This window comes from Variovorax sp. 01T432 (assembly GCF_056398605.1).
The window spans coordinates 40,166-59,095 of the sequence record NZ_JBFTPS010000017.1 but is presented as its reverse complement, the minus strand read 5'-3'; the positions used below and the strand labels follow the sequence as shown (position 1 = coordinate 59,095).

Genomic DNA, 18,930 nt, shown 5'->3' with positions numbered 1-18,930 from the left:
AAGATCCATCCGGACTGCCCGGCCCGGCGTTCGGACCCAAATACAACTTAATTCGCGCCCGATTCGTCGACGTATTGCGGAGGCGCAATAGTGCTTGACGGTGCATTGGCTTGCTGCAACCATTCGCGGCCTCTGCAATTCAGGAGGCTGGCACGCAGGGCCAATTCATCTCCACGGCATTGCCGAACCACGCACAGGAAATCCGCATGCCGACGCCGCTTCCGCAATTTGACGTCTGGATGACAAGCACGAGCCTGGGCTCGTTTCACCGCCGCGAGCGAGAGCTCATTCTCGTCGACGAATTTCTGAAGGCCTATCTCCAATACCGCGCGAAGCCCGCATTGGATGGACTTGATCGCGCGATCCAGGATTACCGCAGGGCCGTTCCCAATTGGCGCAACGGCAACCGCAATCGTGGCGGCATGATGACCCGCACTTTCGTCGCCGTCTCGGAGCTCGTGGCGCCGGGGCTCGAACGCCAGTCCTACATCTGGTCGCCGTACCACCCCACCGACGGCCGCGGCCGCGACGAGGAAGAGTCGAAGGACCGGGCGGTGCACGAGGCATTCACCGAGATGAGCGCGGGACTGGGGCTTTATCCGCATTGGCAAGGCGGCGACAGTCCCACCGATCTGCGCAAATTCAGCCCCAATGCGACGCTTTATATATTGGCGCATGGGCACAGCCAGATGCCGGTCTTCACGATCGCCAAGAAGCAATGGACGGCCGATCAACTCGCGGCGCGCCTGGTCAAGGACGGTTTGAGAATTGACCAGAACAATATCGTCATGCTGGTGTGCCATGCGGGCGAATCCGTCAACACCAAGGCCGCCGGCGAGGCATTGTGGAAGCTGCAGCAAAAGAACAATGCCTTGAAGGCGGCGCTGAACGCAATCCCCGAAACAGATGTTCGGACACGCGCGCGGATCGAGGCGCAGAAGGCCGTCGTGGCCGAAAGATTCGGCGCGGTCCTCGAAGGGCCGCACCACCAGCACGCCACGCTCTACGAGAGCGCGCGCAACCAGGCAGACCTGCTCCTGCCGATGGCGGCCCAATTGAGCGCGGCCTTCAAGATTCGGGGTTTCGACAACTTCATGCTGACCAGCTACAAGGCGCCGGTCAGGACCATGCTGGTGAACGGCTCCATCTGCCTGGATCTGCGCAGCGTGAGCACCGATGCGCGCCTCGCGCACATCACCAACGGCAAGGACTATGTGCCGGTCGAAAGGGTGCCAGACTGGGTGGCGCGCTGGCGGTGATCCGGCGCGGCGCATCGCGGCGCTTCTAGCCGAATGGGCCACGGCTCGCTATGGAGTTCCCCCAAAGGGGGTTGACGCAGTTCTGATAAAACATGAACAAAGCGCACAGATATGTAGCCATCGGAGTAGCCTCGAAGGCCCTGGGGGTGTCCATCGCCACGCTGCGACGCTGGGAGGCCGACGGCCGTATCGTCGCCGAACGCACAGCCGGCGGCCAGAGACGCTACGACCTGGCCGCCCTGAAGCCCGAAGTCTTTCGGGCCGAGCCGGGCGATCGGCGCACGATCGCCTATGCGCGTGTTTCGAGTCATGACCAAAGAGCCGATCTCGAGCGCCAAAAGTAAGTGCTCGAGCTCTACTGCGCCGGCCAGGGCTGGACGTTCGAAATAGTCTCGGACGTGGGGTCCGGGATGAACTATCACAAGAAGGGCCTGAAGCGACTGCTCGACGACGTCGTCGAAGGCCACATCGGGCGCCTCGTCATCACGCACAAGGACCGGTTGCTGCGCTTCGGTGCAGAGCTTGTCTTTGCGATCTGCGAGGCCAAATCGGTCGAGGTCGTGATCCTCAACAAGGGCGAGGATGCAATTTTTGAGGAGGACCTGGCCAAGGACGTGCTGGAGATCATCACCGTGTTCTCCGCACGCCTGTATGGCAGCCGCAGCAAGAAGAGCCAGAAGTTGCTGGACGGCGTGCGCCAGGCCGTCGAGGCATCCAGATGCTGACCGCTCACAAGATCGCGCTCGACCCGAACGACGCCCAGGCGACGTACTTCGCACGTGCCGCCGGCACGGCGCGCTACGCCTACAACTGGGCGCTGGCCGAGTGGCAGCGCCAGTACGAGGCGAGCAAGCTCGATGCGCTCAAGCCCAAGCCCTCGCAGGCGGCGCTGCGCAGGCAGCTGAACGCGCTTAAGCGCGAGCAATTCCCCTGGATGCTCGAAGTCACGAAGAACGCCCCGCAGATGGCCATCATGCAGTTGGGCGTGGCGTTCCAGAACTTCTTCGCGGGCCGCGCGAAGTATCCGAAGGTCAGGAAGAAGGGAGTGCACGACCGCTTCACCCTCACGAACGATCAATTCACTGTCGACGGCTCACGCATTCGCATTCCCAATCTCGGGTGGGTACGCATGCGTGAGTCGTTGCGCTTCGAGGGCAGGATCATGTCGGCCACGCTCTCGCGTGTGGCCGACCGCTGGTTTGTCAGCATCACCGTGGACGCCCAAGTCGATCCGCACCCACCCAAAGCCGAAAGCCAAGGCACGGTCGGTGTGGATCTGGGCATCTCCGCCCTCGCGACGCTCAGCACGGGCGAGACGATTGCAGGCCCGAAGGCCCACAAGGCCTTGCTCGCGCGGCTGCGCCGGCACTCTCGGTCCCTGTCACGCAGGGTGAAGGGATCGGCCAACCGCAAGAAGGCCAAGGCCAGACTGGCACGCCTGCATGCGCGCATCGCCAGCATTCGCCGAGACGCGCTGCACAAGCTCACTTCGGATTTGACGTGCCGCTTTCACACGATCGGCATCGAGGACCTGAACGTGAGCGGCATGATGGCGAACCGGCGCTTGTCGCGCGCCGTCGCCGACATGAGCTTCTTTGAATTCCGGCGTCAGCTGCAATACAAGGCAGAGCGACGGGGTGGCGAGGTGGTGGTCGCCGACCGGTGGTATGCGAGCAGCAAGACGTGCTCGGCCTGCGGCTACAAGCTCGAGGCGCTGTCGCTGGCGCGGCGTGCCTGGAGCTGTCCAGGCTGCGGGGTGCAGCACGACCGCGACGTGAACGCCGCGATCAACCTGAAGAACATGGCCGTGAGTTCCACGGTGTCAGCCTGTGGAGAGGACGGCTCTGGCGTCGCGCGCAAGCGCAGCGTGAAACCAGCCTCTGCGAAGCAGGAATCCGGCAGCAAGGCTACCTTTGCGTAGCGTTGTACAAGTCCGGATGAACAGAGGAAGACCATGGACCCACACAAGACAAGCAAGTCAGGGAGAAGCATTCCAGGTGCCGCCCGACTTCGCGCGCCACGCGGCATGGCATCCGCTCGAAGACCGGCTGCGCTGCTACGAGCAGCGCGGCGACGCCTGTCGCAAGCGAAACCTCATCGCGAAGGTCGGGCAGATCGTTCTCGGCGCCGGCATCCCCTTGCTGTCGGCCGTGCGCTGGTGGACCCCGCCCTCTAACAAGCTCGTGTCAGCGCCACTTTCGGCGCGACGGCCGCGGCGGCCAAGAGGCTGCTGCAGCTTTTCCAGTGGCATGCGCTGTGGGCTGCCGTGCCGGGGCACGGCCGAGCGGCTCCAGCGCGAGCGCTGGCTGCTGCTGGCGCGCGCCGAGGCCTATGCCTCGCTTTCCGGCGAGGCGGCGCTGGTGCGCCTGGCCGGCCGGGTGGAGGCGCTGCTCGCGCCGGAGCATGAAAGCTGGCTGGACGTGCTCGGCCGCCCGGTGGCGCGGGCCGACGGCGCGCGCCCGGCTCTGGCTATTCGTACTTCCTGCCGGCCTGCATCAGCTCGGGTGTGCCGATGACTTCGTTGAGCTGGTCGAAGTCGAGCATCTGCGCGCGCCACGGCTGCGTGGTGCGGTGCTGGTGCAGGCTCGCGTAGTAGGCCTGCAGCGTGTGGGTGACGGCGCGCGCGGTGCCACCCGGAAAGATGGCGATGCGAAAGCCGTGCGCCTGCAGGGCGTCGGCATCCTGGATGGGGGTCTTGCCGCCTTCGACCATGTTGGCCAGCAGGGGCACGCGCCGGGCGAAGCGCCCGCAGGCAAGGTCCATCTGCTCGGGCGAGCGCAGGGCCTCGATGAAGAGCGCGTCGACGCCGGCTTCGAGGTAGGCCTCGGCGCGGTCGAGGGCCGCGTCCAGGCCTTCGACGGCGACGGCGTCGGTGCGTGCCAGGATCAGCGTGTCGGTGGAGGCGCGCGCATCGAGCGCGGCCCGGAGCTTGCCGACCATCTCGCGCACGGGCACCACCGCCTTGCCGTCGAGGTGGCCGCAGCGCTTGGGAAAGGTCTGGTCCTCGATCTGCACCATGGCCGCGCCCGCGCGCTCGAAGCCGCGCACGGTGCGCTGGGTGTTGAGGGCGTTGCCGAAGCCGGTGTCCGCATCGACGATGACGGGAATGCGCACGCGCTCGGTGATGCGCGCGAGCGTGTCTTCCACCTCGCTGAAGGTGGTCAGGCCGATGTCGGAGCGGCCAAGGCGGGTGTAGGCGATGGAGGCGCCCGAGAGGTACAGCGCCTCGAAGCCGGCCTGCTGCGCCACGAGGGCGCTCAGCGCGTCGTAGACGCCGGGGGCGAGCACGATGCTCGGCGTGGCGAGGCGGGCCCGAAGGCTGTTGAGCTTGTCAGTCGGCATGGGATGTGTTCCTTGATGGGATGAGGGCGGCGGCGGTGCGCGCGGCGATGGCGCCGCCGGCGACGGCGCTCAGCAGGCCGTTGCCCGAGAGGTAGCCCCACACGGCATCGCCGGAGACGCCGCCGGCCGCGCCGCCCGCGGCCAGCAGGTTGGGCAGCGGGCTGCCGTCCTGCCGCAGGACGCGGGTGTCGGCGTCGATGTCGAGGCCGCCCTGGGTGTGGAAGAGCGCGCCCGTGACCTTGACGGCGTAGTACGGCGCCTGCAGCCCGCGCTGGAAGACGCGGCCGTCGGGCTGGGGCGCGCGGCTGTCGAGCGCGTCGAGGGTGGCCCGCAGGGCCGGCGGCTCGCAGCCGATGCAGGCGGCGAGTTCGGCGATGCTGTCGCAGCGCCGCAGCGCGCCGGCCGCCTCGGCGTCGCGGAAGTCGGGGAAGCCGCGCGCGAGCGCGAGCAGCGGCGCGTCGAACACGTTCCAGGCGATGCCGCCCGGCTGCGCGAGCACGTGCACCGCCGCCTCGGAGTAGCCCTGGGTCTCGTCGTGGAAGCGCCGGCCTTCGCGGTTGATCTGCACGCCACCTTCCATCATCACGGCCCAGGTCATGAGCGCGCCTTGCGGCGTGACCCAGGAGCCGTGTCCCTGGTAGCCGCCCATGTCGCGCAGGCGCGCGCCCAGCGCCATGCCCCACAGGACGGCGCTGCCGTCGTTGCCCGCATGGCCGCCGAAGGTGGCCTCGGCCATCTCGGGCAGGAGCCCTCGCACCATCTGCGCGTTGCCGCCGAAGCCGTTGCAGGCGAGCAGCAGGGCGTCGCAGGCCAGCTGTTCCTCGCGGCCGTCGGGGCGCCGGTAGCCGATGCCGATGACGCGGTCCTGCGGGTCGAGCCAGAGCGTATCGACCAGGGCCTGGGTCAGCACCGGGATGCCGGCGGCCTCCGCCGCGGCCTGCAGGCCGGCCATGAGCGCGGCGCCGGTCTTCTGCGGCAGCGCGTGCATGCGGTACCGGCTGTGGCCGGGGTAGAGAAAGCCATCCAGCAGGATCCAGTCCAGCCCGTGCCGCGCCTGCAGGGCATCGAGCGCGGGCCCGATGGCCTCGGCGTAGGCCCGCACCAGCGCGGGCGCTGCGCTGCCGTGGGCCTTGGCCTGGATGTCCTGCGCGAAGCGTTCGGGGCTGTCGTCGCTCACGCCGTGCGCGCGCTGCACGCGGGTGCCGGGCGCGGGGATGAAGCCGGAGGACAGGGCGGTGGAGCCGCTGGGCACGGCGTCGCGTTCGAGCACGACGCATTCGATGCCGGCGTCGTGCAGCATCAGCGCGGCCGTCAGGCCGCAGGCGCCCGCGCCGACGATGGCGACGCTCGCGTGGGTCTCGGCATCGATGTGCGATGCGCGGCGGATGCCGCGTTGCGGCGTGGTGCTCATGCGAGGGATTCGGTGAAGGCCGCGCAGTCCGTCACCTCGGCCACGTTGCGCATGTCGGCCAGCGAGGTGTTGTGCCGCTCCGCGCCGAAGGCGGCGCAGCCGTCGGCCAGCACGAGGGTGCGGTAGTCGCGCATGTGGGCGTCGCGCACGGTGCTGGCGACTCCGCCGTTGGTGACGATGCCGCAGACGGCAACGGTGTCGATGCCGGCGCGGCGCAGCACCCAGTCGAGCTGGGTGTTGAAGAAGGCCGAGTAGGCGACCTTGCTGACGCTGACGTCGACCAGGCCCGCGAGTTCGGCGACGTTCGCCTGGCCCCAGCTGCCGGGGGCGAAGTCGCCGCGCTGGAGGTAGGGGCGCAGCGCCAGCAGGTGCGGCGAGATCATGGGCTCGCCGGCGGCGTCGGGCCACAGCGTGAACTGGCTCGCGACCACCATGCCGCCGGCGGCCTTGAGCCTGAGCGCCACCTCGGCCACGCGCGCGGGCAGCAGCAGCGCGGGCGGGTTGGTGTCGCCGCCGCGGGCGTAGGCGCCCTTGGGGTCGAGGAAGTCGTTCTGCAGGTCGATGACGAGCAGCGCGGTCTTGCGGCCGATGATGCTGGCGGCTTCGCTCATGACAGCCTCACCAGCAGGTTGCCGAAGGCATCGACCTCGGCGTGGAAGCCGGGCTCGAGCCAGACGGTGGTGTCGGCCTGCTCCAGGATGGCGGGGCCCTCGACGCGCGCGCCCACCGGCAGGCCCAGGCGCGCGTAGCGGGTGGCCTCGCGCCACTCGCCGTCGTGGAACACGCGCTGCATGCCCAGGGGCCGGGTGCTGCCCTCCCCTTCGGGCGCGAGCACGGCGAGGTCGAACTTGGGGCGCACGCCGATGCGGGCGTAGCGCAGGTTCATGACGCGGATGGCGATGCCGTCGAGCACGCGGCCGAAGGCGGTGGTGTAGGCGGCCTCGAAGGCGGCGCGGATGGCCGCGCGCGTGAGCGTGGCGCCGCTGCCCTCGGGCAGGACGACGGGCAGCGTGTGGGTCTGGCCGGCGTAGAGCATGTCGAAGGCGACGATCTCGCGCACTTCGTCGAAGCGCACGCCCGACGAATCGAGGCGCCGCTGGCAGGCGGCGGACAGCTCGGCCATGCGCTCGCGCATGTCGACGATGTCGAGTTCGTCGAGCGGGCGGTTGAGGGTCTGCACGGCGTCGTGCCGCATGTCGGCGATGACGCAGCCCAGCGCCGAGGTGACGCCGGGGTAGCGCGGCACGATGCCGGTGGCCACGCCGACCTCGCGCATCATGGCGCAGACGTGCAGCGCGCCGCCGCCGCCGAAGGGCATGTAGGCGAAGCGGCGCGGGTCATGCCCGCGCTCGATGGACACCAGCCGGATGGCGCCGGCCATGCGCGCGTTGGCCACCGTGAGGATGGCTTCGGCGGCCTTGTGGACGTCGAGGCCGAGCGGGCGGGCCACGTGTTCCTCGATGGCCTGGCGGGATTTGTCGGCATCGAGCGCGGCCAGCAGGCCGCCGCCCAGGGGCCGGTCGGCGGCGATGCGGCCGAGCAGCACGTTGGCATCGGTGACCGTCGGGCGCATGTTGCCGCGGCCGTAGCAGGCCGGGCCGGGCACGCTGCCGGCGGACTCGGGGCCGACCTGCAGCATGCCGCTGGCGTCGACGGAGGCGATGGAGCCGCCGCCGGCGCCGATGGTCTCGATCTGGATCATGGGCGAGCGGATGACCATGCCGAACTCGATGGCGGTCTGGGCCGCGAGCGCGGCCTCGCCGTTGGCGACCAGCGAGACGTCGAAGGAGGTGCCGCCCATGTCGCCGGTGATGGCGTTGGGGAAGCCGGCCGCGCGCGCGATGGCGGCGCAGGCGATGACGCCGGCCGCGGGGCCGGAGAGCGCGGTGCGCACGGGCAGGTCGCTCGCGGTCTGGCGCGACATGACGCCGCCGTTGCTCTGCACCACCAGCAGTTCGCCGGCGAAGCCCTGGCCGCGCAGGTCGGATTCGAGGCGCGCGAGGTAGGTGCCGACCACCGGCTGCAGGGCGGCGTTGAGGGTGGCGGTGGAGCAGCGCTCGAATTCGCGGATCTCGGGCAGCACCTCGCAGGCGGAGGTGACGTGGGGGTTGGGCCAGAGCGCGCGCACGGCGGCGACGGCGCGGCGCTCGTTGTCGGGGTTGGCGTAGGCGTTGATGAAGAAGACGCACACGGCCTCGCAGCCGGCCTCCAGCAGCGCGCGCGCCTGGGCGCGCACCTGTTCGAGGTCGACCGGCGTGTGCAGGCTGCCGTCGGCGAGCACGCGCTCGTCGACTTCGAGGCGCAGGTCGCGCGGCACCACGGGCAGGAAGCTGCCGCGCAGGCCCCAGGTCTGCGGGCGGTCGCGGCGGCGCATCTCCAGCACGTCGCGAAAGCCCCGCGTGGTGATGATGCCGGTGCGCGCGACCTTGCGTTCGAGCAGCGCGTTGGTGCCGACGGTAGTGCCGTGGACGATGGTGGCGATGGCCGCGGCCGAATCGGCCACGCGCGCGACGCCGTTCATGAAGCCGCGCGCTTCCTCGCCACGAGTGGAGGGCACCTTGACGATGCGCGCGGTGCCCGCGGCCTCGTCGAGCACGAAGAGGTCGGTGAAGGTGCCGCCGACGTCGACGCCGACGACCAGGCCGGCGGGTGTGTTGGAGTTTGCTGCTGCTGTCATTCGGGGGCCTTCTTGCTGACGTAGCCCATGGCCGTGTCGTGTTCGCGCTGGCTGGCGCTTCGCGCGGAGGGCGGGCCGTAGCCGCCGCCGCCGGGGGTTTCGAGGCGCACGCGCTCGCCCTGGGCGAGGTGGATGCCGCGCATCTTGGAGACCATGGGGGGCAGGTGCCAGCTGCCGTCGTTCTCGTAGCTGAAGACGTTGAGCGCGGCCGGGCCGCCGCCGGCGATGCCCTTGGGCGGGGAGGTGCCGCGCTCGCCGAAGACGAAGACCTCGGCGTCCTTCTCCAGCAGCTCGATCTCGTAGACGGCGCCCAGGCCGCCGCGGAACTGGCCGTCGCCGCCGGAGTCGGCGCGCAGCGACCATTCGGTGAAGCGCACGGGGTAGGCGGCTTCGAGGATTTCGAGCGGCGGAATGGTGGCGGTGGAGATGGGCGCGTTGCCGTGCGAGAGGCCGTCGCCGCCCGAATGCGCGCCATGGCCGCCGCCGAAGAAGCTGAACATCACCCAGCGCTGGCCCTCGCGCCCCGGGTCGCTGCGGTGGCCGGCGATGGAAAGCGCGTTGATGGTGCCGTAGGCCTGGGCGACGGCGCGCGTGGGGTCGGCCTGCGCGGCGGCGCTGAAGATGACGTCGATCATGCGCAGGATGGTCTCGGTGTAGCCGCCGACCGGGCGCGGGCGCTCGGCGCTGATGACGAGGCGCTCGGGGATCACGAAGTCCACGGCGTCGAGCACGCCGGCGTTGGCCGGCACGTCGGGGAAGAGGTGCTTGAGGGCGACGTAGCAGGCCGCGATGGCGGTGGCGCGCGAGATGTTGACGGGGCCGGCGCACTGCGGCGAGGTGCGCGAGAAGTCGAGCGACAGGCGCTCGCCGGCCACCGTCATGTCGAGCGCGATGGTGAGGGGCGCGTTGACGATGCCGTCGTTGTCGAGCACGTCCTCGAAGCTGTAGCGGCCGTCGGGCAGCGAGGCGATGTGCGAGCGCATGAGGCGCAGCGCGCGGGCGCGCAGCTCGCCCATGGCCTGCAGAACGAGGGCGTCGCCGTATTCGTCGAGCAGGCCGTTCAGGCGCCGGGCGCCGAGTTCGAGCGCGGCGAGCTGGCCGTTGAGGTCGCCCCACAGGCTCTCGGGCAGGCGGGTGTTGGCGCGCAGGATGGCGAGCACGTCCTGGTCGAGCACGCCCTCGCGCACGATGCGCACGGGCGGGATCTGCACGGCCTCCTGCCAGCACTCGGTGGCGGCCGGGTTGTAGTTGCCGGGCACGGCGCCGCCGACGTCGTGCCAGTGGGCGGCCGAAGCCATGTAGCAGTAGAGCCGGCCTTCGCGGAAGAAGGGGCGCACGAGCTTGAAGTCGTTGGCGTGGGTGCCGCCGTCGTAGGCGTCGTTGGTGATCCAGATGTCGCCGTCTTGCATGCCGCCGCGCGGCGCGGCGCAGGCGACGGTGGCGCGCACGGCGAAGGCCATGGCGCCGACGAAGACGGGCAGGCCCGACTTGCCCTGCACGAGGGTGTCGCCGGACTGCGCGTCATACAGGCCGTGGCAGGCGTCGTGGGCCTCGGCAATGATGGGGTTGAAGGCGCTGCGGTAGAGCGTGGCGTCCATCTCGTCGGCCACCTGTTCGAGGCGGCCGCGCAGGACGGCGAGGGTGACGGGGTCCATCGCCGCGGCGGGGGTGCCGGCCGTGTCGTTCATGGTCATGTTCGTGTTCATGTTCAGTCGACCTTGGCGTTGCTGCTCTTGACCACCTTGGCCCACTTGTCGATCTCGCGCCTGACGTGGGCGGCGAACTCGGCCTGGGTGGAGCCGACCGGCTCGGCGCCGAGGGTGGCGAGCTTCTCGCGCACATCGGGCATGCGCAGGATGAGCTGCACTTCGGCCGAGAGCTTGTCGACGATGGGCTGCGGCGTGCCCTTGGGCGCGAAGAGGCCGGACCAGGCGTCGGCATAGAAGCCGGGGTAGGTCTCGGCGATGGTGGGCAGGTCCGGCAGCGAAGGCGCGCGGTGCAGGCTGGTCAGCGCGATGGCGCGCAGCTTGCCGGCCTTGATCTGCGGCAGCGAGGACGGCAGGCCGTCGACCATCATCTGCACCTGGCCGCCCAGCAGGTCGGACACGGCGGGCGCGCTGCCCTTGTAGGGCACGTGGGTGACGTCGATGCCGGCGGCGGTCTTGAGCATCTCCATGCCAAGGTGGGCGGCGGTGCCGTTGCCGAGCGAGGCGTAGTTGAGCTTGCCCGGCTCGCGCTTGGCCAGGGCCACCAGCTCGGCGAGGTTGTGGGCGGGCACGGAGGGATGGACGACCAGCACGTTGGGCACGACCGCGACCTGGCTGATGGGGACGAAGTCGGCCACCGGGTCGTAGGGCATCTTGCTGTAGAGCGAGGTGTTGATGGCGTGCGAGCCGGTGACGCCCATGACGAGCGTGTAGCCGTCGGGGGCGGACTTGGCGACGAAGTCGGAGCCGACATTGCCGCCGGCGCCGGCGCGGTTGTCGACGACGACCGACTGGCCCCACTTCTCGCTCATCTTGGTGGCGACGATGCGCGCGGCCGCGTCGGTGGCGCCGCCCGGCGGGAAGGGCACGACGATGCGGATCGGCTTGCTGGGGAAGCCGTCGGCCTGCGCGGCGGCGAGCAGCGGCACGCAGACAAGGAAGGCGGTCGCGAGTTGGCGAAGGAGTTTCATGGGTGTGTGGATGAAGTCGGAAGGGGGGCGAGCTGCTGCCACAGCAGGCGCATGTCGATGTCGGCCACGTCGAGGACGGTGTCGCAGAAGCGCTCGGCCTGCTCGCCCGCGATGCTGCGCGCGGCGTAGTGCCTGAACTTGGCGCACAGCGCGGCCCGGTCGAGCGGGCTGGAGGCGTCGCCGGGGATGGTGTCGACGCTGTGGCGAAGGATGGCGGTGCCGCCGCTCGTCGCGTGCTCGACTTCGAGCGTCGCGCCGCGCCGGTGCTGTGCCGTGAGCGCCGGGTCGACGCGCAGCGCCACGAGCGCTTCCAGGCGGCGCAGCTCGGGGTCGTCGAAGCGACCGGGCTCGTAGACCGAGGGGTCGATGTCGCCGAAACGCAGCATGGCCGCGATGCCGAAGGAGAGGCTGAACTGCGCCTGGATGGGCGTGCGCGGCGCGCGGTTGCCGCAGTAAGTGATGGCCTCTTCGTACACCGTGAGCACGATGGCGCTGACCGGGCGCGTGTCCGCCGCCAGGCGCTCGCGGATGTGGCGGGCGGCGACGGCGCCGTAGTGCACATGGCGCACCGCCGCGAAGGGCTTGAGGTAGGCGTCGAGCAGCAGCGTCGACGCGGCTTCCGGGAGGGGCTGCGGCGCGGCGGCGGCGTGCGCGCCGGCGTAGTGCGCGAGCGCGTCGGCCGGCGCATCGATGCCGGCCGCGCTGGCGAAGGCCGACTGCAGGCCGAGCATGGCGCTGTGTGCGAGGTAGGTGTTGCGCGCGGTGCGGCCGGAGGCGACCGGCAGGTAGAGGCTGGTCGCGAGCTGGCAGGCCGCGATGTCGATCGCCTGCACGATGCCCGCCGGCGGCAGGCCGAGCAGGCAGGCCGCGCCGGCGGCAACGCCGAGCGCCGGCCAGTTGGCATCGACGTGCATGCCGGGGCGGATGCGCAGCCAGGCGCCGGCGCGGGCGCCGATCTCGTAGCCGAGCACGAAGGCCTCGATGAAGCGGCCGAGGCTGGCGCCGCCTTGCATGGCCAGCGGCAGCAGCGCGGCGACCAGCGGCACGCCGGGGCGGCCGTGGGCGAGCGCGTGGCCTTCGCAGGCTTCGTCCCAGGTGGCGGCCATGGCCAGCACCTGCGCGGCGCCGTGCATGCCGATGGGCGGGCCGTCGGGAAAGCGAAAGGCGCCGGGTTCGCAGGCGGACAACGCGGCTTCGAGGCGCCGCACCTCGGGCGCGTGGCGGCCGGCGATGGCGCAGCCGATGGTGTCGAGCAGCAGGCGGCGCGCCTGCAGCGAGGCCTCGGGCGAGGCCGCCCTGCCGGCATTCAGCGCCACGGCGGCGTGGAGCACGGCGAGCTGCGCGTCCCAGCGATGCGGATCGTCGAGCGGCGGCTTCGCTTCAGAGGCCATGGGCGCCCTTGGCGGCGTAGCGCTGGCGCAGCTGCTTCATCAGGCCGCCGGCGCGCACCATGTCCATCAGGAAGCCGGGCACGGGCTCGCAGGCGAGCGCGCGTCCGTCGGCGGTCCGCACGGCCGGTGCTTCCACGTCGAGCGAGACCATGGCGCCGTCCTGCAGCGACTCGGCCTCGGCGCAGGTCAGCAGGAGCAGGCCGACGTTGAAGGCATTGCGGAAGTAGAGCCCGCTGTACGAGGGCGCGATCACGGCCGCCACGCCCAGGTGCACCAGCACGGCGGCCGCCTGCTCGCGCGAGGAGCCGATGCCGAAGCCGGGCCCGGCGACGATGACGTCGCCCGGGCGCACCTCGCCGGCGAACCCGGGTCGCACGGCTTCGAGGCAGTGCCGGGCGATGGTCTCGATGCCGAACTTCATGGCGTGCCCGGGCGCGAGCACGTCGGTGTCGATGTCGGCGCCCAGGCGCCAGACGCGGTGGGGGCCTGTCACGGGCGCGGTCGTGAGCGCGTTCATGCCAGCACCTCGCGCGGATCGGTCACGCTGCCGCGCAGGGCGGAGGCCGCGACGGTGTAGGGCGAGGCCAGGTACACCTGCGCGCTCGGCGAGCCCATGCGGCCCTTGAAGTTGCGCGCGGTGGTGGAGATGACGGTGACGTCGTCGCCCATCGGATCGCCATAGCCGGCGCAGGCGCCGCAGGCGGTGGGGAAGAGTTCGGCGCCGGCGTCGAGCAGCGCCTGCAGCACGCCCTCGGCGCGGGCCTGTTCCTGGTCGCGCAGGCTGGCCGGCGCGACGATGAGGCGGATGCCCTTGGCGACCTTGTGGCCGCGCAGCACCAGGGCGGCGGCGCGCAGGTCTTCCAGCTTGGCGCCGGTGCAGGCGCCGATGTAGGCGATGTCGATGGGCGTGCCCGCGTGCCGGCTGACGCCGTGCGCGTTGGCCGGGCTGTGCGGCGCGGCGACGTGGGGCTCCAGCGTGCCGGCGTCGAAGCGGTGCCGCGTGAAGGCGGCATCGATGTCGGTGAACCAGAAGGCCGCGTCGGCCGGCGGAGCGCCCGCCTCGGCGAGGAAGGCGGCGGTGGTGGCGTCCGGCGCGATCAGGCCGACCTGCGCGCCGAGCTCGGCGCTCATGTTGGAGAGCGTCATGCGCTCCTGCATGGACAGCGCCTTGACGGCCGGGCCGCAGAACTCGACGGCCTGGTAGGCACCGCCGTTCATGCCGAAGCGGCCGATCATGTGCAGCATCATGTCCTTGGCGGTGACGCCGGCGGGGAGCCGGCCGTCCCACCACATCTGGATGGTCTCGGGCACGCGCAGCCAGATCTGGCCGGTGACGACGACGCCGAGCATCTCGGTGCTGCCGACGCCGAACATGTAGGCGCCGAAGGCGCCGCCGGTGGGCGAATGCGAGTCGCCGCCCACGCACAGGGTGCCGGGGCGGATGTGGCCGTGCTGCGGCACGACGACGTGGCAGATGCCCTGGCTGTCGTAGACGTGCGGCAGCTGCTGGTCGCGCGCCCAGTCGCGCGCGATGCGCACGATGCGGCGCGAGTCGTCGTCGCGCTCGGGCACGTAGTGGTCCATGACGAGGACGACGCGCGACTTGTCCCAGATCTGCGCCCCCAGCTCTTCGAGCATGGGCTGCAGGCGGCGCGGGCCGGAGGAGTCGTGGAACATGGCCATGTCGACGGCGCAGGTCACGATCTCGCCGACCGACACGCTGTCGCGTCCGCAGGCGCGGGCGATGAGCTTCTGTGCCAGTGTCTGCGGCTGCGCGCTGGGCTGGCGGGCGGAGGTGGTGAGCGTGTTCATTCCGGCCTGGCTCCCGAGTACTTGACGACCTGGCGCCAGCGCACGATCTCGCTCTGGACGAAGGCGGAGAACTGCTCCGGCGAATTGCCGACCGGGACGGCGCCCTCGGTTTCGAGGCGCTTGCGCATCTCGGGCGTCTGGATGGCCTTGCGGGCGGCGTCGCTGATGCGGCGCGCGAGTTCGGGCTGCATGTGGGCCGGGCCGAAGAGCCCGAACCAGGCGCTGGACTCGTAGCCGGGCAGCACCTCGGCGATGGCGGGCACGTCGGGGAAGGCGGGCAGGCGCCGGGCGGAGGTGACGCCGAGCGCGCGCAGCTTGCCGGCCTTGATGTGCTCCTGCACGTTGCCGACGGCGGCGAACATCAGCTGCACCTGGCCGCCCAGCACGTCCTGCACGGCGGGCGCGGTGCCGCGGTAGGGGATGTTGACGATGTAGACGCCCGACTGCATCTTGAAGGCCTCGCCCGCCATGTGCAGCGAGGAGCCGATCGCGCCGATGGCGAAATTGAGCCGGCCGGGCTGGGCCTTGGCGAGCGCGATGAGCTCGCGCACGTCCCTGGCCGGCACGGAGGGGTTGGCGACCAGGATGGAAGGCGAGGTGGCGACGCAGGTGAGCGCGGTGAAGTCCTTGACCGGATCGAAGGGCAGGTTCGGGTAGAGCGTGGCGTTGATGGCGTGGCTGGTGAAGCTCATGAGCAGGGTGTTGCCGTCGGGCGCGGCCTTGGCGACGGCTTCGGCGGCGATGTTGCCGCCCGCGCCGGGGCGGTCCTCGACGATGACGGTCCGGCCGAGCGCCGGGCCCATGCTGGCCGCGAGGGTGCGCGCCAGGGTGTCGGTGGAGCCGCCGGCGGGCGCGCCGACGAGGATGCGCACCGGCAGGTTGCCGGCTTGCGCGTGCGCGCCGGAGGCCAGTGCGGCGGCCATGGAGGAGATGAGGAGGTCGCGGCGTTTCATGGGTGTCTCTTTCGTTTCTTGTGCGGGCTCAGAGCCCGAGGTAGGCGCGGCGCAGTTCGTCGCTGCCGAGCAGGTCCGCGGGCGCGCCGGAGAAGCGCACGCTGCCGTTCTCTAGCACGTAGGCGCGGTCGGCGATCTCCAGCGACTGGCCGACGTTCTGCTCGACCAGCAGCACCGCCAGGCCTTCGTCGCGCAGGCGGCGGATGAGCGCGAACATCTCCTCGACCAGCAGGGGCGAGAGGCCGAGCGAGGGCTCGTCGAGGATCAGCAGCACGGGCTCGGCCATCAGGCCGCGGCCGATGGCGAGCATCTGCTGCTCGCCGCCGCTCATGGTGCCGGCGTTCTGGCGGACGCGCTCCTTCAGGCGCGGGAAGATGCCGAAGACCTTCTCGAGGTTGGCGGCGCGGCGTTCGCGGGCGCGGGTGAAGGAGCCGAGTTCGAGGTTCTCCAGCACGCTGAGGTTGGGGAAGACCTTGCGCCCTTCGGGCACCTGGATGAGGCCGGCCTTGACGACGTCGCGGTAGTGCGCGCCGCTCAGGTCCTGGCCGTCGAAGCGCACGCTGCCGCTCCAGGCGGGGCAGAGGCCGCAGATCATCTTGTTGAGGGTGGACTTGCCCGCGCCGTTGCTGCCGAGCAGCGCGACCATTTCGCCGGCGTCGACGCGCAGGTCGACGCCGCGCAGGACTTCGACACGGCCGTAGCCGCCGCGCAGGTCGCGGATGTCGAGCAAGGCGGTCATGGGTGCGCTCCCGCGGCCGTGGCGGCCGCCGCCTTGCGCAGGCGCGCGGCGGTGCCGTGGCCGAGGTAGGCCTCGACCACCTTGTCGTCGGAGGTGACTTCGGCCGGGCTGCCCTGCGCGATCAGCTGGCCCTGCGCCAGCACCCAGACGTGCTCGGCCAGGTGCATGACGGCCTGCATGACGTGCTCGATCATGAGCACGGTGACGCCGCTGTCGGCGATGCCGCGCACCACCGGCATCATCTCGGCGATCTCCTGCGGGTTGAGGCCTGCGAGCACTTCGTCGAGCAGCAGCAGGCGCGGCCGGGTGGCAAGGGCGCGTGCCAGTTCGAGGCGCTTGCGGCCGGCGACGGTGAGGTCGGAGGCGGGCTTGTCGAGCTGCGGCGCCAGGCCGACCTGCAGGGCGACTTCTTCCGCGCGCCGCAGCGCCGCGACGCGCGAGCGCACATGCAGGTGCACGCCGACGGCGATGTTCTCGCGCACGGTCTGCGCGGCGAAGGGGCGCACGATCTGGAAGGTGCGTGTCATGCCGAGCAGGGCGTTGCGATGCGGCTCGCGGCCGGTGATGTCCTCGCCCGCGAAACGGACAGTGCCGGTGTCGGGCTTGAGGAAGCCCGACATCAGCGCGAAGAGCGTGGTCTTGCCCGCGCCGTTGGGGCCGATGAGCGCGCTCAGGCTGCCCTCGGCCACGGAAAGGCTCACGTCCCGCACGGCCCGCAGGCCGCCGAAGGCGCGCGAGAGGCCGCTGATCGCGAGAAGGGGTTGCCGCGCCTCAGCCATTGCGCGCCCCCTTCCCTGCCCACAGCTGCCGCGCGGACAGCCCGATGCCGGCGATGCCGCGCGGCAGGAAGATGACGATGAGGACCAGCACCACGCCGTAGATCACCATGTTGATGCCCGGCAGTTCGCCGAAGAGGTTGCGCGTGAGGTCCGACAGGACGTGCAGCACGACGGCGCCGAGCACCGGCCCCCACAGCGTGCCCATGCCGCCGACGATGGCGCCGACAAGCGCCTCGATGGAGGTGGCCGAGCCGTAGGCGATGCCCGGGTCGATGTACTGGAACACCTGCACGTAGAAGGCGCCCGCCGCGCCCATGAAGGCGCCGGAGATGCCGATGGCCGCGAGCTTGATGCGGAAGGGGTCGACGCCGACGGCGCGGGCGGCATCCTCGTTGTCGCGCACGGCCTGCAGGTAGGCGCCGAAGCGGCCGTTGCGCAGCCACCAGGTGACCAGCAGCGCGGCGGTGACGAAGCCCAGCACCACCCACAGGTAGCCGGCGCGCGAGGCGAACTGCAGGTTGGCGGCGGATTCGCGCAGCGGCACCATCAGGCCCACGCCGCCGCCGGTGAAGGGCACGGAGAGCGCGAGGATGCGAAAGACCTCGGCGAAGGCCAGCGTGACGAGCGCGAAGTAGGAGCCCTTGAGCCCGTAGCGGAAGGTGAGCGCGCCGGTGAAGAGCCCCACCACGGCCGCGCCGGCCACCGCGAGCGCGAGCGCGACCCAGGCGTTGATGCCGCCCTGCAGTTGCGCGATGGCCTGGATGTAGGCGCCGCTGCCGAAGAAGAGCGCGTGGCCGAAGGAGAACTGCCCGCCGAAGCCGCCGAGGATGTTCCAGGCCTGGGCGATGAGGGTGGCGTAGAGCGCCATCATGACGAAGTTGAGCGTCTGCCCCGAGGTGGTGACCAGCGGCAGGCAGGCGACGAGCAGGGCGAAGGCGGCGATGCCGGCAAGCTGTGGACGGCCGCTCATGCCTTGGCTCCGAAGAGGCCCTGGGGCCGGAAGAGAACGACGCCGATGAAGATGACGAAGATGCCGATCTGCCCCAGCGATTCGCCGAGGTAGAGGCCGCCGAGCGACTCCACCACGCCGACCAGGAAGCCGCCGACCAGCGCGCCGACGAAGCTGCCCATGCCGCCGAGGACGACGATGGTGAATGCCACCAGCACGAAGCCGCCGCCGACCTGCGGGTTGACGTAGTAGGCCGGCAGCAGGAAGCAGGCGGCCGCGCCCAGGCAGGCCACGCCGATGCCGAAGCTCATGGCGTAGACGTGGTCGACGTCGATGCCCATGAGCTTGGCGCCCTCCTTCTCCTTGGCGACGGCGCGGATGGCGCGGCCGAGGTCGGTGCGGCCCATGATCCAGAAGAGCAGCGCCGAGACCACCAGCGCGCCGGCGAAGGCGACCAGCTTGGGCACGGCGATCATGGCCGGGCCGATGGCGACGGTGCTCAGGGCGTAGGCGGTGTCGATGTTGCGCGTGTCGGACTTGAAGAAGAGCAGCGCGAGGTTTTCCATCACGATCGCGATGCCGAGGGTGGCGAGCAGGATGTTCTCGTCCTTGCCGTGGCCGGCGCGGTTGATGACGATGCGCTGCAGCGCGTAGCCGAGCGCGAACATGCCGGGGATGACGATGGGGAGCGCGAGGTAGGGGTCGATGCCCCAGCGCTCCTTGAGGAAGTACACCGCATACAGCGCCAGCATCAGGCAGGCGCCGTGCGCGAAGTTGATGATGTGCAGGACGCCGTAGATCAGCGTGAGGCCCAGCGCGATCAGCGCGTAGACCGCGCCGGTGGTGAGGCCGTTCAGGACCGAGGGGAAGAGAATGTTGAAGTCGAGCATCGGATCAGGCCCCGCGCGCGGCGGCTGCGTTCCAGGCGTACGGTGGCATGA

The 18,930-nt window shown here is 70.6% G+C and carries 17 protein-coding genes and 1 pseudogene; 4 read left to right on the top strand and 14 right to left on the bottom strand.

The features are described from left to right. Nucleotides 1-206 precede the first annotated feature (206 nt). The 4 genes and pseudogenes from AC1DNF_RS15185 to AC1DNF_RS15170 all read left to right on the top strand — a co-directional run bounded on the left by AC1DNF_RS15185 (nucleotide 207) and on the right by AC1DNF_RS15170 (nucleotide 3,775). Nucleotides 207-1,259, top strand: coding sequence for a hypothetical protein (locus AC1DNF_RS15185; protein ID WP_478149437.1), 1,053 nt, complete (start codon nucleotides 207-209; stop codon nucleotides 1,257-1,259). A gap of 92 nt (nucleotides 1,260-1,351) precedes the next feature. Beyond that, nucleotides 1,352-1,984 (top strand): annotated as a pseudogene (locus AC1DNF_RS15180) (IS607 family transposase). Beyond that, on the top strand, nucleotides 1,978-3,180 hold the full coding sequence (locus AC1DNF_RS15175) for an RNA-guided endonuclease InsQ/TnpB family protein (RefSeq protein WP_478149436.1): 1,203 nt from the start codon (nucleotides 1,978-1,980) through the stop codon (nucleotides 3,178-3,180). The pseudogene AC1DNF_RS15180 and the gene AC1DNF_RS15175 overlap by 7 nt, the downstream one beginning before the upstream one ends. 76 nt (nucleotides 3,181-3,256) lie before the next feature. Next, a complete protein-coding gene (locus tag AC1DNF_RS15170; protein WP_478149435.1) occupies nucleotides 3,257-3,775 on the top strand; it encodes a hypothetical protein in 519 nt (172 codons plus the stop codon). On the opposite strand, the gene AC1DNF_RS15165 is transcribed toward AC1DNF_RS15170, so the two are convergent. Genes AC1DNF_RS15165 through AC1DNF_RS15100 form a run of 14 tightly spaced genes read right to left on the bottom strand, consistent with a single transcriptional unit; the run spans nucleotide 3,729 to nucleotide 18,879 of the window. Then, nucleotides 3,729-4,601 (bottom strand): isocitrate lyase/PEP mutase family protein, encoded by an 873-nt coding sequence (locus AC1DNF_RS15165; RefSeq protein WP_478149434.1) that lies wholly within the window; start codon nucleotides 4,599-4,601, stop codon nucleotides 3,729-3,731. The genes AC1DNF_RS15170 and AC1DNF_RS15165 overlap by 47 nt on opposite strands. Then, a complete protein-coding gene (locus tag AC1DNF_RS15160) occupies nucleotides 4,591-6,012 on the bottom strand; it encodes an FAD-dependent oxidoreductase (RefSeq protein ID WP_478149433.1) in 1,422 nt (473 codons plus the stop codon). The genes AC1DNF_RS15165 and AC1DNF_RS15160 overlap by 11 nt, the downstream gene beginning before the upstream one ends. Next, the gene (locus tag AC1DNF_RS15155; protein WP_478149432.1) at nucleotides 6,009-6,623 is read right to left on the bottom strand and encodes a cysteine hydrolase family protein; all 615 of its coding nucleotides are present in this window, start codon (nucleotides 6,621-6,623) and stop codon (nucleotides 6,009-6,011) included. The genes AC1DNF_RS15160 and AC1DNF_RS15155 overlap by 4 nt, the downstream gene beginning before the upstream one ends. Continuing rightward, nucleotides 6,620-8,689 carry a hydantoinase/oxoprolinase family protein gene (locus AC1DNF_RS15150; protein ID WP_478149431.1) on the bottom strand — a complete coding sequence of 690 codons (2,070 nt, stop codon included), beginning with the start codon at nucleotides 8,687-8,689 and terminating at the stop codon, nucleotides 6,620-6,622. The genes AC1DNF_RS15155 and AC1DNF_RS15150 overlap by 4 nt, the downstream gene beginning before the upstream one ends. Next, nucleotides 8,686-10,395: a hydantoinase B/oxoprolinase family protein gene (locus AC1DNF_RS15145; RefSeq protein ID WP_478149430.1), complete on the bottom strand. Its 1,710-nt coding sequence runs from the start codon at nucleotides 10,393-10,395 to the stop codon at nucleotides 8,686-8,688. Before AC1DNF_RS15145 ends, AC1DNF_RS15150 begins: the two co-directional genes overlap by 4 nt. A 2-nt stretch (nucleotides 10,396-10,397) precedes the next feature. Next, nucleotides 10,398-11,366 (bottom strand): Bug family tripartite tricarboxylate transporter substrate binding protein, encoded by a 969-nt coding sequence (locus tag AC1DNF_RS15140; RefSeq protein ID WP_478149429.1) that lies wholly within the window; start codon nucleotides 11,364-11,366, stop codon nucleotides 10,398-10,400. Then, nucleotides 11,363-12,757, bottom strand: coding sequence for an MmgE/PrpD family protein (locus AC1DNF_RS15135; RefSeq protein WP_478149428.1), 1,395 nt, complete (start codon nucleotides 12,755-12,757; stop codon nucleotides 11,363-11,365). Before AC1DNF_RS15135 ends, AC1DNF_RS15140 begins: the two co-directional genes overlap by 4 nt. Continuing rightward, nucleotides 12,747-13,274, bottom strand: coding sequence for a LeuD/DmdB family oxidoreductase small subunit (locus tag AC1DNF_RS15130; protein WP_478149427.1), 528 nt, complete (start codon nucleotides 13,272-13,274; stop codon nucleotides 12,747-12,749). Before AC1DNF_RS15130 ends, AC1DNF_RS15135 begins: the two co-directional genes overlap by 11 nt. Next, nucleotides 13,271-14,569, bottom strand: a complete 1,299-nt coding sequence (locus tag AC1DNF_RS15125; protein WP_478149426.1) for a 3-isopropylmalate dehydratase large subunit — start codon at nucleotides 14,567-14,569, stop codon at nucleotides 13,271-13,273. The genes AC1DNF_RS15130 and AC1DNF_RS15125 overlap by 4 nt, the downstream gene beginning before the upstream one ends. Further along, a complete protein-coding gene (locus AC1DNF_RS15120) occupies nucleotides 14,566-15,522 on the bottom strand; it encodes a tripartite tricarboxylate transporter substrate binding protein (protein ID WP_478149425.1) in 957 nt (318 codons plus the stop codon). The genes AC1DNF_RS15125 and AC1DNF_RS15120 overlap by 4 nt, the downstream gene beginning before the upstream one ends. A 28-nt stretch (nucleotides 15,523-15,550) precedes the next feature. Further along, complete coding sequence (locus AC1DNF_RS15115) at nucleotides 15,551-16,261, bottom strand: ABC transporter ATP-binding protein (protein ID WP_478149424.1); 711 nt, start codon at nucleotides 16,259-16,261, stop codon at nucleotides 15,551-15,553. After that, the gene (locus AC1DNF_RS15110; protein ID WP_478149423.1) at nucleotides 16,258-17,040 is read right to left on the bottom strand and encodes an ABC transporter ATP-binding protein; all 783 of its coding nucleotides are present in this window, start codon (nucleotides 17,038-17,040) and stop codon (nucleotides 16,258-16,260) included. The genes AC1DNF_RS15115 and AC1DNF_RS15110 overlap by 4 nt, the downstream gene beginning before the upstream one ends. Continuing rightward, nucleotides 17,033-18,010, bottom strand: a complete 978-nt coding sequence (locus AC1DNF_RS15105) for a branched-chain amino acid ABC transporter permease (protein ID WP_478149422.1) — start codon at nucleotides 18,008-18,010, stop codon at nucleotides 17,033-17,035. The genes AC1DNF_RS15110 and AC1DNF_RS15105 overlap by 8 nt, the downstream gene beginning before the upstream one ends. Next, nucleotides 18,007-18,879: a branched-chain amino acid ABC transporter permease gene (locus AC1DNF_RS15100; protein ID WP_478149421.1), complete on the bottom strand. Its 873-nt coding sequence runs from the start codon at nucleotides 18,877-18,879 to the stop codon at nucleotides 18,007-18,009. Before AC1DNF_RS15100 ends, AC1DNF_RS15105 begins: the two co-directional genes overlap by 4 nt. Nucleotides 18,880-18,930: the final 51 nt, after the last annotated feature.

Bases quoted from the DNA above. Each gene is read 5' to 3' on its own strand.
- AC1DNF_RS15185 (WP_478149437.1), top strand. From the start codon at position 207: ATGCCGACGCCGCTTCCGCAATTTGACGTCTGGATGACAAGCACGAGC.
- AC1DNF_RS15175 (WP_478149436.1), top strand. From the start codon at position 1,978: ATGCTGACCGCTCACAAGATCGCGCTCGACCCGAACGACGCCCAGGCG.
- AC1DNF_RS15165 (WP_478149434.1), bottom strand. From the start codon at position 4,601: ATGCCGACTGACAAGCTCAACAGCCTTCGGGCCCGCCTCGCCACGCCG.
- AC1DNF_RS15160 (WP_478149433.1), bottom strand. From the start codon at position 6,012: ATGAGCACCACGCCGCAACGCGGCATCCGCCGCGCATCGCACATCGAT.
- AC1DNF_RS15155 (WP_478149432.1), bottom strand. From the start codon at position 6,623: ATGAGCGAAGCCGCCAGCATCATCGGCCGCAAGACCGCGCTGCTCGTC.
- AC1DNF_RS15150 (WP_478149431.1), bottom strand. From the start codon at position 8,689: ATGACAGCAGCAGCAAACTCCAACACACCCGCCGGCCTGGTCGTCGGC.
- AC1DNF_RS15145 (WP_478149430.1), bottom strand. From the start codon at position 10,395: ATGAACACGAACATGACCATGAACGACACGGCCGGCACCCCCGCCGCG.
- AC1DNF_RS15140 (WP_478149429.1), bottom strand. From the start codon at position 11,366: ATGAAACTCCTTCGCCAACTCGCGACCGCCTTCCTTGTCTGCGTGCCG.
- AC1DNF_RS15135 (WP_478149428.1), bottom strand. From the start codon at position 12,757: ATGGCCTCTGAAGCGAAGCCGCCGCTCGACGATCCGCATCGCTGGGAC.
- AC1DNF_RS15130 (WP_478149427.1), bottom strand. From the start codon at position 13,274: ATGAACGCGCTCACGACCGCGCCCGTGACAGGCCCCCACCGCGTCTGG.
- AC1DNF_RS15125 (WP_478149426.1), bottom strand. From the start codon at position 14,569: ATGAACACGCTCACCACCTCCGCCCGCCAGCCCAGCGCGCAGCCGCAG.
- AC1DNF_RS15120 (WP_478149425.1), bottom strand. From the start codon at position 15,522: ATGAAACGCCGCGACCTCCTCATCTCCTCCATGGCCGCCGCACTGGCC.
- AC1DNF_RS15115 (WP_478149424.1), bottom strand. From the start codon at position 16,261: ATGACCGCCTTGCTCGACATCCGCGACCTGCGCGGCGGCTACGGCCGT.
- AC1DNF_RS15110 (WP_478149423.1), bottom strand. From the start codon at position 17,040: ATGGCTGAGGCGCGGCAACCCCTTCTCGCGATCAGCGGCCTCTCGCGC.
- AC1DNF_RS15105 (WP_478149422.1), bottom strand. From the start codon at position 18,010: ATGAGCGGCCGTCCACAGCTTGCCGGCATCGCCGCCTTCGCCCTGCTC.
- AC1DNF_RS15100 (WP_478149421.1), bottom strand. From the start codon at position 18,879: ATGCTCGACTTCAACATTCTCTTCCCCTCGGTCCTGAACGGCCTCACC.